Consider the following 15,847-nt stretch of genomic DNA (forward strand, 5'->3'; position numbering starts at 1 on the left):
TTACGTGCGGTTTGCTACGTTCAAATTTTTCCTTAGCCATGAGCTAATTCCTTTACATTAAAGATCGATTAAAGAACAGAGGCCGTCTGAAAAATCATTTCAGCCTTTCAGACGACCTATTTGCCTGATTAGCCTTTACGGGCTTCAGTTACAGCAGCAGCTATGTGGGCAGGAGCTTCAGAATATTTCTTGAACTCCATAGAGTAAGTAGCGCGGCCTTGGGTTGCAGAACGCAGGTCGGTCGAATAACCGAACATTTCTGCCAGAGGTACTTCGGCACGGACTTTTTTACCGCCGATACCGTCATCATCCATACCCAATACGACGCCGCGACGACGGTTCAAGTCGCCCATTACGTCACCCATGTATTCTTCAGGGGTTTCCACTTCAACGGCCATGATTGGCTCAAGCAGAGCAGGATTGGCTTTACGCATACCTTCTTTGAAGGCTTGTGAAGCAGCCAATTCGAAGGCCAGTTGAGAGGAGTCGACATCGTGTGAAGAACCGAAGATCAAACGTACGCGTACGTCAACTACTGGGTAGCCTGCAACGATACCGTTAGGCAGGGTATCGCGGATACCTTTATCGACAGACGGAATGAATTCGCGAGGAATCACACCACCTTTAATTTCGTCGATAAATTCGTAGCCTGCACCACCCGGTTCCATAGGTTCCATTTTGATCACAACGTGACCGTATTGACCTTTACCACCGGATTGTTTGGCGTGTTTGTATTCGGCTTCAACTTCTTTGCGGATGGTTTCGCGGTAAGCCACTTGAGGCGCACCGATATTTGCTTCCACGCCGAATTCGCGTTTCATACGGTCAACAATAATTTCCAAGTGCAGCTCACCCATACCGGAAATAATGGTTTGACCGGATTCTTCGTCTGTACGGACACGGAAAGAAGGGTCTTCTTTAGCCAGACGGTTCAGGGCGATACCCATTTTCTCTTGGTCGGCTTTGGTTTTCGGCTCAACGGCAATATGGATTACCGGCTCAGGGAATTCCATGCGTTCCAAGATAATCGGCGCGCTTTCTGCACACAAGGTCTCACCGGTAGTAACGTCTTTCAGACCGATAGCGGCTGCGATGTCGCCAGCGCGCACTTCTTCAATTTCAGTACGGTCTGCAGCAGTCATTTGTACCAAACGACCGATACGTTCGCGAGTGCCTTTTACAGAGTTCAATACGGTATCACCGGATTTCACGACACCGGAGTAAACGCGGATGAAAGTCAGCTGACCAACGTATTTGTCGTTCAACATTTTGAACGCCAATGCAGAGAATTTCTCTTCATCGCTGGCTTGGCGGCTGTCGGCTTCTTCAGTGTTAGGGTTAACACCTTGAACTGGAGGAATATCGGTAGGAGCAGGCAGCAATTCTACAACTGCGTCCAACATACGTTGAACACCTTTGTTTTTAAATGCGGAACCGCACAACATCGGCTGAATTTCGCCTGCCAAAGTACGTTGACGCAATGCACCTACAATTTCTTCCTCGGTCAGCTCGTCGCCGCCCAAGTATTTGTCCATCAATTCTTCGCTGGCTTCTGCTGCGGCTTCAATCATGTTTTGACGCCATTCTTCAGCAGTTTCAACCAATTCAGCGGGAATGTCGCCATAGGTAAAGGTTGTACCTTTATCGGCTTCATTCCAGATGATGGATTTCATTTTCAGCAGGTCAACAACACCGGTGAAACTGTCTTCTGCGCCTACCGGAATAACGATAGGTACTGGGTTTGCGCGCAAACGGGTTTTCATTTGCTCGACAACGCGGAAGAAGTTGGCACCTTGACGGTCCATTTTATTTACAAACGCCAAGCGTGGCACTTGGTACTTGTTGGCTTGACGCCATACGGTTTCAGATTGCGGTTGAACACCACCCACCGCACAGTAAACCATTACCGCACCATCCAATACACGCATAGAACGCTCTACCTCTACGGTAAAGTCAACGTGTCCCGGAGTGTCGATAATGTTGAAGCGGTGTTCTGGGAATTGTTTCGCCATACCGGACCAGTAGGAAGTAACGGCAGCGGAGGTAATGGTAATACCACGCTCTTGCTCTTGTTCCATGTAGTCGGTAGTAGCCGCACCATCATGTACCTCGCCCAATTTGTGGGTCAAACCGGTATAGAACAAAATACGTTCTGTAGTAGTGGTTTTACCCGCGTCAATATGGGCGGAAATACCGATGTTGCGGTACAGGCTGATCGGGGTCTTACGAGCCATTTTATTAGCCTTTCAAAATTAGAAACGGAAGTGAGAGAATGCTTTGTTGGCTTCAGCCATGCGGTGTACTTCTTCACGTTTTTTCAACGCACCGCCGCGACCTTCGGACGCATCAATCAATTCGCCTGCCAAACGCAGGTCCATGGATTTCTCACCACGTTTGCGGGCCGCATCGCGAACCCAGCGCATTGCAAGAGCCAGACGGCGTGAAGGACGAACCTCAACAGGAACTTGGTAGTTTGCACCACCTACACGGCGACTTTTCACTTCCACGATAGGTTTGGCATTTGCAATGGCTTCGTTGAATACTTCGATTGCTGCTTTGCCGGTTTTTTTCTCGATTTGCTCCAATGCACCGTAAACGATACGCTCGGCAACAGATTTTTTACCGTCAATCATCAATACGTTCATGAATTTAGTCAGCTCGACGCTGCCGAATTTAGGATCAGGCAATACATCGCGCTTGGGGACTTCTCTACGTCTTGGCATTTTAATTTCCTTTAATCTATTCAGTCGGGTCAATTCCCATGAATACCCAAAAGAGCATTCACTTACTCGGCCGTTGTTCAGCTTAGGCGGCCGACGTGCCTATTTAAGTCCCTGTAATTATTTAGGACGCTTAGCACCGTATTTAGAACGGGCTTGTTTACGGTCTTTAACACCTGCAGTATCCAAGGAACCGCGTACAGTGTGGTAACGTACACCCGGCAAGTCTTTTACACGACCGCCGCGAATCAGTACGACGCTGTGCTCTTGCAGGTTATGGCCTTCACCGCCGATGTATGAAATGACTTCAAAACCGTTGGTCAGACGAACTTTACATACTTTACGCAATGCAGAGTTAGGTTTTTTAGGGGTAGTCGTGTATACACGGGTGCATACGCCGCGTTTTTGCGGACAGGCTTCCAGTGCAGGCACTTTGTTTACGTACACGGGCTTTTGACGGCCTTTGCGTACCAATTGGTTGATAGTTGGCATATTTTCTCGTCCTGTTGAGTTAAATACTTGCCGACACCATGTCGGCAAGAGTGGAATTATATTTTTATTGCAAGAGTTTAGTCAAGCAAACGGTAGAGAAAAGTTGGTATTTTGTATTAACTAAGAACTATTTAGCAACTGAGGTCGTCTGAAATGGATAAAGAGTTCTCAAACTCTGCACTCCCTATTTCAGACGACCTTTATCAAAAATAAGTCAGTTCGCAACTCCATTAGAGCCACCCTTCCTACCGTACTTTTCACAACGGCATTGATATAGTGGATTAAATTTAAATCAGGACAAGGCGGAAGCCGCAGATACAGTACAGATAGTACGGCAAGGCGAGGCAACGCCGTACTGGTTTAAAGTTAGGCGAGGTAACGCCGTCCTGGTTTAAAGTTAATCCACTATAGAATCCACACAGGTCGTCTGAAAAAGAAAACCGCAAGTGATATTGCCTTGCAGTTTTCTTTCAAACAAACATCCTACGGATTATTCATCTGTTGCTTCGATTTCGGAAGCTTCTTGCTCTGCTTCCTGCCATTGCCGGCGGCGGCTGCGGTGGTAAGTCAAACCGGTACCGGCAGGAATCAGACGACCTACGATTACATTCTCTTTCAGACCGCGTAACTCGTCTTGTTTGCCCATGATGGCGGCTTCGGTCAGAACGCGGGTCGTTTCTTGGAACGATGCAGCAGAAATGAAGCTGTCGGTTGACAAAGAGGCTTTGGTAATACCCAACAATACGTTTTCGTAACGTGCCGGTTCTTTGCCTTCTTCCAAAGCTTTTTCATTAGCTGTCATGACATCGCCGCGTTCGACTTGCTCACCGGTAATGAATTCGGTTTCACCTGAATCGACAATATTCACACGGCGCAGCATCTGACGGATGATGACTTCGATGTGTTTATCGGAAATCTTCACACCTTGAAGACGGTAAACCTCTTGCACTTCTTGAACGATATAACGCGCCAGTGCTTCGATACCTTGCAAACGCAGAATATCATGCGGATCAACCGCTCCGTCTACGATGGTTTCACCGCGGTTTACCACTTGACCGTCATGCACCAGAATTTGTTTCTCTTTAGAAATCAAAGTCTCGTATGCTACACCGTCTACATCAGTGATAATCAGACGCTGCTTGCCTTTAGTTTCTTTACCGAATGAAACGGTACCGGTGATTTCTGCCAACATACCTGCATCTTTCGGCACGCGTGCTTCAAACAACTCGGCAACGCGCGGCAGACCACCGGTAATATCACGAGTTTTGGAAGAGGCTTGCGGGATACGCGCCAATACGTCGCCTTTACCGACTTCCTGACCTTCGCGCACGGTAATCACTGCACCCACAGGGAATGCCATAGATACCGGGGTAGAGGTACCCGGAATGCAGATTTCCAGACCGTTTTCATCCAACAGTTTTACAGTAGGACGCAGCAGTTTGGATGCGCTGCCGGAGCGACGTTTGCCGTCGATGACCACCAAAGTGGACAAACCGGTTACATCGTCAGTTTGTTTGGCAACGGTTACGCCCTCTTCCACGTTTTCGAATTTCACCCAACCTGCATGTTCGGTAATCATCGGACGGGTATGCGGATCCCAAGTTGCCAACGTTTGACCGGCTTTAATGGCTTCACCGTCTTGAACCATCAAGATCGCACCGTAAGGCACTTTGTGACGTTCACGTTCACGGCCGATGTCATCATGAATAACGACTTCGCAAGAGCGGCCGATGACAACCAATTCGCCTTTATTGTTGGCAACATAACGCATTTGGCTGCTGAATCGTGCGGTACCGTTGGATTTGGCTTCAACTTGGCTGGCTGCTGCCGCACGGGATGCCGCACCACCGATGTGGAACGTACGCATGGTCAATTGGGTACCCGGTTCACCAATAGACTGAGCGGCAATCACGCCGACTGCCTCACCGGCATTGACCAGTTTGCCGCGTGCCAAGTCGCGACCATAACAGTGCGCACACAAGCCATGGCGGGTTTTACAAGTAATCGGGGTACGGACTTTGACTTCATCGACACCGGATTGGTCAATCATATCCACCAGTTTTTCAGTCAACAACGTACCGGCTTCAACCAAGGTCTCGCCACTTGACGGATCGATAACGTCAGACGCGGTAACGCGCCCCAAAATACGATCGCGCAATGCTTCAATCACATCACCGCCCTGTACGACTGCCTTCATGACAAAGCCGTCTGAAGTACCACAATCGTCTTCAACAACGACCAAGTCTTGAGTTACGTCTACCAGACGACGGGTCAGGTAACCAGAGTTCGCGGTTTTCAATGCGGTATCTGCCAAACCCTTACGCGCACCGTGGGTCGCAATGAAGTATTGTAATACGGTCAGACCTTCGCGGAAGTTTGAGGTAATAGGCGTCTCAATAATCGAGCCGTCAGGTTTAGCCATCAAACCACGCATACCGGACAACTGTTTAATCTGAGCCGCAGAACCACGGGCACCAGAGTCCGCCATCATGTAGATGGAGTTGAATGACTCTTGATCGACTTCGTTGCCATCCCGATCAATAACTTTTTGTTTGGACAAGTTATCCATCATCGCTTTAGCGATTTTATCGCCGGCACGACCCCAAATATCCACAACTTTGTTGTAGCGTTCGCCGTTGGTTACCAAACCTTGACGGTATTGGTCTTCGATTTCTTTAACCTCGGCATTGGCTTCAGCCAACAAGGCCGCTTTTTCTTTCGGAATTTCCATGTCGTCAACAGCAATGGAAATACCGCCTTTGGCTGCAAATCCGAAACCGGTGTACATCAAGTGGTCGGCGAAGATAACCGTATCGCGCAAACCGCATAGGCGGAACGATGCGTTAATCAGCTTGGAAATTTCTTTTTTCTTCAGCGCTTTGTTGATGTATTCGAACGGCAGGCCTTTAGGCAGGATTTCGCTCAACAATGCGCGACCGACAGTCGTTTCGTAGCGGGTAACGACAGGCTCGAATTCGCCGGCTTCGTTTTTCACCCATTCGCGCAGACGTACGGTAATTTTCGTACCCAGCTCAACCTGTTTGGTATGGTATGCACGATGCACTTCTTTCACATCAGCAAACAGACTGCCCTCACCTTTGGCATTGATGCGGTCGCGGGTCATGTAGTACAGACCCAATACGATGTCTTGGGAAGGTACGATAATCGGTTCGCCGTTTGCAGGAGACAATACGTTGTTTGAAGCCAGCATCAGGGTGCGCGCTTCCATTTGCGCTTCCAAGCTCAATGGAACGTGTACCGCCATTTGGTCACCGTCAAAGTCGGCGTTAAATGCGGCACATACCAACGGATGCAGCTGAATGGCTTTACCTTCAATCAGGATGGGTTCAAACGCTTGAATACCCAAACGGTGCAGGGTCGGCGCACGGTTCAGCATAATCGGATGTTCGCGAATGACTTCTTCCAAGATGTCCCATACTTCCGGTACTTCTTGCTCTACCAATTTTTTCGCTGCTTTAACGGTAGAAGCCAGACCTTGTTTTTCCAGTTTATGGAAAATGAACGGTTTGAACAGTTCCAAAGCCATTTTTTTCGGCAAACCACATTGGTGCAGACGCAGGTATGGACCTACGGTAATCACGGAACGACCAGAGTAGTCCACACGTTTACCCAGCAGGTTTTGACGGAAACGACCGCCCTTACCTTTAATCATGTCTGCCAACGATTTCAGCGGACGTTTGTTGGCGCCGGTCATGGCTTTACCACGACGGCCGTTATCCAACAGCGAGTCAACCGCTTCTTGCAACATACGTTTTTCATTGCGAACAATGATATCAGGAGCGTGCAGTTCCAGCAGGCGTTTCAGACGGTTGTTACGATTGATGACGCGACGGTATAAATCGTTCAAATCAGAAGTAGCAAAACGACCGCCGTCCAACGGAACCAGAGGACGCAAATCAGGCGGCAATACCGGCAACACGTCCATAATCATCCACTCCAGTTTCATACCGGAACGATGGAAGGCTTCCAATACTTTCAAGCGTTTGGCGATTTTTTTAATTTTGGTATCTGAACCGGTCGACTCAAGCTCTTGGCGCAGAATTTCGATTTCGCCTGCTACATCCAAGGTGCGCAACAATTCGCGGATACCTTCCGCACCCATTTTGGCATCGAAATCGTCGCCGTATTCGTCCAGTTTGTTGTAGTAGTCATCTTCAGTCAGCAATTGACGGCGTTGCAGCGGAGTCATGCCGGGGTCGGTCACAACAAATGCTTCAAAGTATAATACGCGTTCAATGTCGCGCAAAGTCATGTCCAACACCATACCCAAACGAGAAGGCAGGGATTTCAAGAACCAAATGTGTGCAACAGGCGCGGCCAATTCGATATGACCCATGCGTTCGCGGCGTACTTTGGACAAAGTCACTTCCACGCCACATTTTTCACAGGTTACACCTTTAAATTTCAAGCGTTTATATTTTCCGCACAAGCATTCGTAGTCTTTGACCGGACCAAAGATTTTGGCGCAGAACAAACCGTCACGCTCAGGTTTGAACGTACGATAGTTGATGGTTTCAGGCTTTTTAACTTCGCCGTAAGACCATGAACGGATGGTTTCAGGAGAAGCAATGCCGATTTTGATGGCATCAAACTCTTCTTCCATGCCCGCAGTTTGCAACGGATTAAATAAGTTCAACAAATTCATTTTTGCTCCTTGAAGGAAGTATTTTTACCGCGTGGCGGATTTTCGATATTGGAAACGGTACGTTGCGGTTTCAGACGACCTGATATTTTCAGATTTCGATTAATTCATTCTTATTCTGCAACCGCTTTTTCAGACGACCTAGAGAGGCCGTCTGAAAACTTCTGTTTAGTAACGCTCCAAATCGATATCCAAGCCCAGTGAGCGAATCTCTTTAACCAATACGTTAAAGGACTCAGGCATACCGGCATCGATTTTGTGTTCGCCTTTGACAATGTTCTCGTACATTTTGGTACGGCCTGTTACGTCGTCGGACTTCACGGTCAACATCTCTTGCAGTGTGTAGGCTGCGCCGTATGCTTCCAGCGCCCAAACCTCCATCTCACCGAAACGTTGGCCACCGAACTGAGCTTTACCACCCAGAGGCTGTTGAGTAACCAGACTGTACGGACCGGTAGAACGCGCGTGCATTTTTTCGTCAACCAAGTGGTGCAGCTTCAGATAGTGCATCACACCTACTGTTACCTTACGGTCAAACGGTTCGCCAGAGCGTCCGTCATACAGCGTGATTTGAGTTTTGCTGTCGTTAAAGCCCAGTTTTTCGACTTCAGGATCATCGCTCGGATAAGCCAAGTTCAGCATTTCGCGGATTTCGGATTCTTTCGCACCGTCAAACACCGGCGATGCAAAAGATGCGCCTTTACGCAGGTTGGAAGCCAGTTCGATGATTTCTTCATCAGTCAAGGCATCCAAATCTTCTTGCTTACCGCTGCCGTTGTAGAGTTTGTTCAAGAACTCGCGCAGCTCGCTGGCTTTGCGTTGTTCTTTCAGCATACGGTCGATACGCTCGCCGATACCTTTTGCTGCCCAACCCAAGTGAACTTCCAAAATCTGACCGATGTTCATACGGGAAGGTACGCCCAACGGGTTCAGTACGATGTCCACAGGACGACCGTCCGCCATGTACGGCATGTCTTCCACAGGCAGAATGCGCGATACCACACCTTTATTACCGTGGCGGCCCGCCATTTTGTCACCGGCTTGCAGACGGCGTTTGATGGCGATAAAGACTTTCACCATTTTTTGTACGCCAGGCTGCAATTCGTCGCCTTGGGTCAGTTTTTTCTTCTTGATTTCGTACAATTCGTCCGCTTCTTCGCGTTTTTGTTGCAGACTCAATTTAATCAGTTCTAATTGTTTGGCCAAATCTTCATCAGACAAACGGATATCGAACCAATCGTGTTTACTAGGCAGACCAGCCAGATATTCTGTCGAAATTTCGCTGCCTTTGGCCAGCTTCATTGGCCCGCCGTTGGCTTTTTGGCCGACGATCATACGCTCAATACGGTCGAATGCGTCGTTATCAAAAATACGCAACTGGTCGCCCAAGTCTTGACGGTAACGTTTCAGCTCGGAATCGATAATAGATTGAGCACGTTTGTCACGTTGGATACCTTCGCGGGTAAAGACTTGAACGTCGATAACCGTACCGCTCATACCGGTAGGCATACGCAAAGAGGTGTCTTTTACGTCGGATGCTTTTTCGCCGAAGATGGCGCGCAACAGTTTTTCTTCCGGAGTCAGTTGGGTTTCGCCTTTAGGCGTTACTTTACCTACCAACACATCGCCTGCTTCGACTTCCGCACCGATGTAAACGATACCTGATTCGTCCAAACGGTTTTGCATACGCTCGGACAAGTTCGGAATATCGCGGGTAATATCTTCCGCACCCAGCTTGGTATCGCGGGCAACGACATTCAATTCCTCAATGTGAATCGAAGTATAGCGGTCGTCTGCAGCTACTTTTTCGGAAATCAGAATCGAGTCTTCATAGTTATAACCGTTCCACGGCATGAAGGCGATGGTCATGTTTTGACCCAAGGCCAATTCGCCCAAATCAGTGGATGCACCGTCAGCAATCAAATCGCCGCGTTGCAAAACGTCGCCGGCTTTGACCGCAGGACGTTGGTTAATGTTGGTAGATTGGTTGGAACGAGTGAATTTAACCAAGTTGTAAATATCGACACCCACTTCACCAGCAGTCGCTTCATCGTCATGAACACGAATCACAACACGGTTGGCATCTACATACTCAACCACACCGCCGCGACGGGCAACGATTGCAGTAGCAGAGTCAACGGCAACGGAACGCTCAATACCGGTACCAACCATCGGTTTTTCAGGACGCAGGCACGGTACGGCCTGACGTTGCATGTTGGCACCCATCAATGCACGGTTCGCATCATCGTGTTCCAAGAACGGAATCAGGGATGCCGCTACGGATACCACTTGACCGGTTGCCACGTCCATATATTGCACACGGTCAGGCGTTGCCATAATGGTTTCGCCTTTTTCACGACAAGTTACCAAGTCACCAATCAAATTACCGTCTTTGTCCAAATCAGCATTCGCCTGTGCAATCACATAGCGGCCTTCTTCAATGGCAGACAAGTAATCGATTTCCTCGGTTACTTTACCGTCGATAACGCGGCGGTAAGGAGTTTCCAAGAAACCATAATCATTGGTACGCGCATAAACGGACAATGAGTTAATCAAACCGATGTTCGGACCTTCAGGCGTTTCAATCGGACATACACGACCATAGTGAGTCGGATGCACGTCTCGCACCTCGAAACCGGCACGTTCACGGGTCAAACCACCCGGGCCTAACGCAGATACGCGGCGCTTATGGGTTACTTCAGACAAGGGGTTGGTCTGATCCATAAACTGACTCAATTGGCTTGAGCCGAAGAATTCTTTGATGGCGGCAGAAACAGGTTTCGCATTAATCAAATCATGCGGCATTAAGTTTTCTGATTCTGCCTGATTCAAGCGTTCTTTTACGGCACGTTCCACACGAGCCAAACCACTGCGGAATTGGTTTTCAGTCAACTCACCTACCGACCGCACACGACGGTTACCCAAGTGGTCGATATCGTCCACTTCGCCATGACCGTTACGCAATTCAACCAAAGTAGCAATTGAGGCAACAATATCTTCAACACTCAGGACATAACCGCCTTTTTCGGCAGCACCTGCGAAGGTTTCGTTCAACAAACGGCCATACCAAGAATGTTGTTGTGCTTCAGACAATTTCTGTTCATAAGTACGCGTATTGAATTTCATACGGCCTACGCGAGACAAATCGTAGCTGTCTTCACTGAAGAACAAGCGGTTAAACAACTGCTCGACTGCTTCCTCGGTAGGCGGCTCGCCTGGGCGCATCATGCGGTAAATCGCAACACGCGCTGCTTGTTGATCAGCAGTCTCATCCGTACGCAGGGTATTGGAAATATAGCCACCCTGATCCAATTCATTAATGTAAAGCGTAGTAAGCTGTTTTACACCATGGATATCAAATTTTGCCAACAATTCTTCAGTGATTTCATCGTTGGCTACAGCCAATACTTCACCCGTTTCAGGGTCAATCAAATCCGCAGCCAAAGCTTTGCCAATCAGGCTTTCCGGCTCCACATCCAAACGGGTTAATCCCGCATTACTGATATCACGGATATTTTTTGCGGTAATACGTTTACCTTTAGCAACCAATACGTTGCCTTCTTTATCCAAGATATCAACTTTGGCAGTTTCACCTTTCAGACGACCTACAACCAAATCAGTTTGGACACCATTTTCAGACAGATAGAACGTTTCTTTATCGTAGAAAATATCCAAGATCTGCTCATTGTTGTAGCCCAAGGCCTTCAACAAAATCGTAACCGGCATTTTGCGGCGACGGTCGATACGGAAATACAGCAAATCTTTTGGGTCAAATTCGAAGTCCAACCACGAACCACGGTAAGGAATGATTCGAGCAGAAAACAACAATTTACCGGAGGAATGGGTTTTACCACGGTCATGCTCAAAGAACACACCAGGAGAACGGTGCAACTGAGAAACAATCACACGTTCGGTACCGTTAATGACAAACGAACCACTTGGAGTCATCAATGGGATTTCGCCCATGTACACTTCATTTTCACGAACTTCTTTGACTGTCGGTTTAGACGCTTCCTTGTCTAAAATAACCAATCGGATACGCGCGCGCAGGGGGGCGGCATAAGTGATTCCGCGCAATTGACATTCAGGAATATCGAACAAAGGCTCACCCAACGTGTAATGCACAAACTCCAGACGCGCATAACCATTATGGCTTACGATAGGGAAAATAGAATTAAATGCAGCCTGCAGACCATCGTCAGTGCGCTGATCGAAAGCATTTTCTAATTGCAGAAATTTCGCATAAGAATCAATTTGTGTTGCCAACAAAAAGGGAACGTCCAATACGTTCTCTCGTTTTGCAAAACTCTTACGGATACGTTTTTTCTCGGTAAACGAATAGTTCATATACACTCCGAAAAGCAATTTTAAAAAAGAGGTCGTCTGAAATAACGCCTATTGTTTGTGTTATTTACATTTATTTAAACTTAACTTGCGAATAAATTGCAAATAAATGTAAATAACAAATTAACCTAATAACAATAAGCAAAATAAGGCTGGCAGAAAACTGCCAGCCTTCACAGGAAGCATCAAATTATTTGATTTCGACTTTAGCGCCGGCTTCTTCCAATTGTTTTTGGATGTCTTCAGCTTCAGCTTTAGAAACACCTTCTTTAAGAGTTTTAGGTGCGCCATCAACGATGTCTTTAGCTTCTTTCAGACCCAGACCAGTAATTGCGCGAACTACTTTAATCACGCCAACTTTTTGGTCACCGGCAGAAGCCAATACTACGTCAAATTCAGTTTTTTCTTCAGCGGCAGCAGCACCAGCACCAGCAGGACCCGCAACTGCAACAGCAGCAGCAGAAACGCCGAATTTTTCTTCAAAAGCTTTAACCAAGTCGTTCAATTCCATTACGGTCAAAGAACCAACTGCTTCCAAAATGTCTTCTTTAGTAATAGCCATGCTATTTATACTCCAAATATTGTATTAAAAAATAATTGATTAACAGAAACAAAATTGATTAAGCGGCTTCTTCGCCTGCTTTTTTCTCTGCCAAAGCAGCCAAACCGCGCGCAAAGCCTGATACAGGAGCTTGCATAACGAACAACAGTTTGGACAACAGCTCTTCGCGGCTCGGAATAGAAGCCAACTCAGCAACCTGAGCAGCATTCATTACTTCACCATTGTAAGAACCGGCTTTAACTACAATCTTGTCATCTTTTTTCGCGAATTGGTGCAACACTTTAGCAGCAGCAACAGCATCTTCAGAAGCAGCATAAACCAATGGACCAACCATTTGATCAGCCAAAGCTGCGAATGAAGTACCCTCTACTGCACGACGAGCCAATGTGTTTTTCAGAACGCGCAAGTAAACGCCTTCTTTACGCGCATTTGCACGAAGCTCAGTCATATTGGAAACACTGATACCGCGATATTCAGCAACCACGAGAGTCTGAGCGTTAGCAATTGCTGCGCTGATTTCCTCTACGGCTACTTTCTTGGTTTCAATATTGAGACTCAAGGTCTACCTCCCACTGTTTATAAACAGGATATCGGAATGATATCCCACCAGCGCGGTAACCTAAAAAGACATCTTACAAGCAATCTTGCAATGTGTTTCAGGACTACCGTCTGCGTAGGGCAGTTACGATTAAATCTTGCGATCCCTACGGTCTTGGACATCTACTTAATTCTAAGTAGCCCAAATTCAAGCAACTCAAAAATAGAGTTGCTTGAAAATTTCTTAGATTAGTTATTCACGCTTGATGTATCAACGCGAACACCTAAACCCATAGTGCTGGATACAGCAACTTTTTTCAGGTACTGACCTTTAGCAGCAGCGGGTTTGGCTTTAACGATAGCGTCCAGCAACGCATCAAAGTTCTCTTTCAAATCAGCCTCAGCGAATGAAGCACGACCGATAGTTGCATGAACGATACCAGCTTTGTCTGTACGATATTGCACTTGACCTGCTTTTGCATTTTTAACTGCCTCAGCCACATTAGGAGTAACAGTACCCACTTTAGGGTTTGGCATCAAGCCACGTGGACCCAAGATGGTACCTAACTGACCAACGATGCGCATTGCATCAGGAGAAGCAATAACAACGTCAAAGTTCAGATTACCTGCTTTGATTTCAGCAGCCAAATCTTCAAAGCCGACAACATCAGCACCAGCTTCTTTAGCTGCCTCAGCATTTGCACCTTGAGTAAATACTGCCACGCGGGTTGTTTTACCAGTACCTTTAGGCAGAACAACTGAACCACGGATAACTTGGTCAGATTTACGCGGATCAACACCCAAGTTGAAAGATACGTCAACAGATTCGTCAAATTTAGCAGTCGCTGCTTTTTTTACCAAAGCAATTGCTTCATCAATTGCATATAATTTATTGGCTTCAACAGAAGAGCGCAAAGCTTTCAAGCGTTTAGATACTTTAGCCATTATACAACACCCTCCACATCTAAACCCATTGAGCGAGCAGAACCAGCAATAGTGCGAACAGCGGCATCCAAATCAGCAGCAGTCAAATCAGGTTCTTTAGTTTTAGCAATTTCTTCCAACTGAGCACGGGTCAATTTACCCACTTTGTTTGTCAGAGGATTAGAACTACCTTTTTGCAAACCGGCAGCTTTTTTCAACAGAATAGAGGCCGGAGGAGTTTTCATCACAAAAGTGAATGACTTATCCGCAAATGCAGTAATTACAACTGGAATCGGCAAACCAGGCTCCATGCCTTGAGTTGCAGCATTAAATGCTTTACAGAATTCCATAATATTCAGACCACGTTGACCCAAAGCAGGACCAACTGGGGGAGATGGATTGGCTTTACCTGCAGGAATTTGCAGTTTGATATAGCCGATAATTTTCTTTGCCACTTATAGGACTCCTAAAAACGGGTATAGCGCGGAACCTTTTCCGCTTCCCAAAAAAGAATTCAGTATTATATTTACTTAGAGATTTTTTTTCAAGGGATTTAAAAACTTAAATCTTTTCTACTTGACCAAACTCCAGCTCAACCGGGGTTTCACGACCAAAAATCTGAACAGAAACCCTCAATTTATTACGCTCATAATTCACTTCATCTACAATACCGTTGAAGTCAGCAAAAGGTCCTTCGTTTACACGAACTTGCTGCCCCACTTCAAATTCAACTTTAGGTTTAGGCTTCTCAACCCCAGAACGAACCTGTTGCAAGATTGCATCAGCCTCTCTTTGAGAAATCGGAGTAGGCTTATTTGCCGTACCACCAATAAAGCCTGAAACTCGAGGGGTACTTTTCACCAAATGCCATGAGTCATCGGTCATTTCCATTTCGACCAAAACATAGCCCGGATAGAACTTACGCTCGCTAATGGTTTTACGACCATTTTTAATATCGACCACTTCTTCAACCGGAACAAGAATCTGACCGAAATAACCTTCCATGCCTTCGCGAGCGATACGCTCTTTTAGGGTCTTCTGGACATTTTTCTCAAAGCCGGAATAAGCCTGCACAACATACCAACGTTTTGACATTTTTACCCCCTCTTCAACAACACATCAAAAAACAGCCAGGAAATAGCACTGTCTGCCGCGTAAATAAATACTGCCAAGATTGCAACAAATATAACGACGAAGATCGTCATCTTAACTGCATCATCTCGCGTAGGCCAAACAACTTTTTTAAACTCAGACCATGAGTTTTTAAAATAGGAAAGCAGCCCTTCTCGCTTAGGCGGCGTAGAATGATTGCCGGATGTTACAAGCTGACCCGACTTTTCTGCTTTATGTTCAGATGTATGTTCAGTCATCTTTACTCACTCACCACAGCATCAAAGTCGCACTATCTCACTCATGCAATGGTTTAAATTAATTACTAAAAAAGAAATGCAAAAAAATTAACCGGCACAGGGCCGGTTAATTTTTTATTTGGCAGGCCAAGAGGGTCTCGAACCCCCAACCCTCGGTTTTGGAGACCGATACTCTACCAATTGAGCTATTGGCCTCTAAACTTAAGCGATGATAGAAGAAACCACACCTGCACCT

Annotated in this window: 11 protein-coding genes and 1 tRNA gene; all 12 read right to left on the bottom strand. The window is 46.9% G+C overall.

Annotated elements, in window-relative coordinates:
• Positions 1-128: 128 nt before the first annotated feature.
• Positions 129-2,234, bottom strand: a complete 2,106-nt coding sequence (gene fusA, locus HMPREF3050_RS01670) for an elongation factor G (protein ID WP_003760496.1) — start codon at positions 2,232-2,234, stop codon at positions 129-131.
• An 18-nt stretch (positions 2,235-2,252) separates the two neighbouring features.
• Positions 2,253-2,723, bottom strand: a complete 471-nt coding sequence (gene rpsG, locus HMPREF3050_RS01675) for a 30S ribosomal protein S7 (protein ID WP_003745196.1) — start codon at positions 2,721-2,723, stop codon at positions 2,253-2,255.
• Between the two features lie 117 nt (positions 2,724-2,840).
• Positions 2,841-3,212 (bottom strand): 30S ribosomal protein S12, encoded by a 372-nt coding sequence (gene rpsL / locus HMPREF3050_RS01680; protein ID WP_002218431.1) that lies wholly within the window; start codon positions 3,210-3,212, stop codon positions 2,841-2,843.
• Between the two features lie 490 nt (positions 3,213-3,702).
• Positions 3,703-7,878 carry a DNA-directed RNA polymerase subunit beta' gene (gene rpoC, locus HMPREF3050_RS01685; RefSeq protein WP_070773229.1) on the bottom strand — a complete coding sequence of 1,392 codons (4,176 nt, stop codon included), beginning with the start codon at positions 7,876-7,878 and terminating at the stop codon, positions 3,703-3,705.
• Positions 7,879-8,043: 165 nt separating this feature from the next.
• The gene (gene rpoB / locus HMPREF3050_RS01690) at positions 8,044-12,222 is read right to left on the bottom strand and encodes a DNA-directed RNA polymerase subunit beta (RefSeq protein ID WP_070773230.1); all 4,179 of its coding nucleotides are present in this window, start codon (positions 12,220-12,222) and stop codon (positions 8,044-8,046) included.
• 187 nt (positions 12,223-12,409) lie between these two features.
• Positions 12,410-12,781, bottom strand: a complete 372-nt coding sequence (rplL, locus tag HMPREF3050_RS01695) for a 50S ribosomal protein L7/L12 (protein WP_003677916.1) — start codon at positions 12,779-12,781, stop codon at positions 12,410-12,412.
• Between the two features lie 58 nt (positions 12,782-12,839).
• A complete protein-coding gene (gene rplJ / locus HMPREF3050_RS01700; protein WP_045072566.1) occupies positions 12,840-13,340 on the bottom strand; it encodes a 50S ribosomal protein L10 in 501 nt (166 codons plus the stop codon).
• 227 nt (positions 13,341-13,567) lie between these two features.
• Entirely contained in the window at positions 13,568-14,263 is a 696-nt protein-coding gene (rplA, locus tag HMPREF3050_RS01705; protein WP_003763421.1) for a 50S ribosomal protein L1, read from the bottom strand.
• Positions 14,263-14,697 carry a 50S ribosomal protein L11 gene (gene rplK, locus HMPREF3050_RS01710; RefSeq protein WP_002220151.1) on the bottom strand — a complete coding sequence of 145 codons (435 nt, stop codon included), beginning with the start codon at positions 14,695-14,697 and terminating at the stop codon, positions 14,263-14,265. The genes rplA and rplK overlap by 1 nt, the downstream gene beginning before the upstream one ends.
• 106 nt (positions 14,698-14,803) lie before the next feature.
• Positions 14,804-15,337: a transcription termination/antitermination protein NusG gene (gene nusG, locus HMPREF3050_RS01715; protein WP_003760509.1), complete on the bottom strand. Its 534-nt coding sequence runs from the start codon at positions 15,335-15,337 to the stop codon at positions 14,804-14,806.
• A 2-nt stretch (positions 15,338-15,339) separates the two neighbouring features.
• On the bottom strand, positions 15,340-15,612 hold the full coding sequence (gene secE / locus HMPREF3050_RS01720) for a preprotein translocase subunit SecE (protein ID WP_003779769.1): 273 nt from the start codon (positions 15,610-15,612) through the stop codon (positions 15,340-15,342).
• A 119-nt stretch (positions 15,613-15,731) separates the two neighbouring features.
• Positions 15,732-15,807, bottom strand: a tRNA-Trp gene (locus HMPREF3050_RS01725).
• Between the last annotated feature and the right edge of the window lie 40 nt (positions 15,808-15,847).

Origin of the sequence: Neisseria sp. HMSC065D04 (assembly GCF_001815675.1) — a bacterium.
Lineage (GTDB): Bacteria > Pseudomonadota > Gammaproteobacteria > Burkholderiales > Neisseriaceae > Neisseria.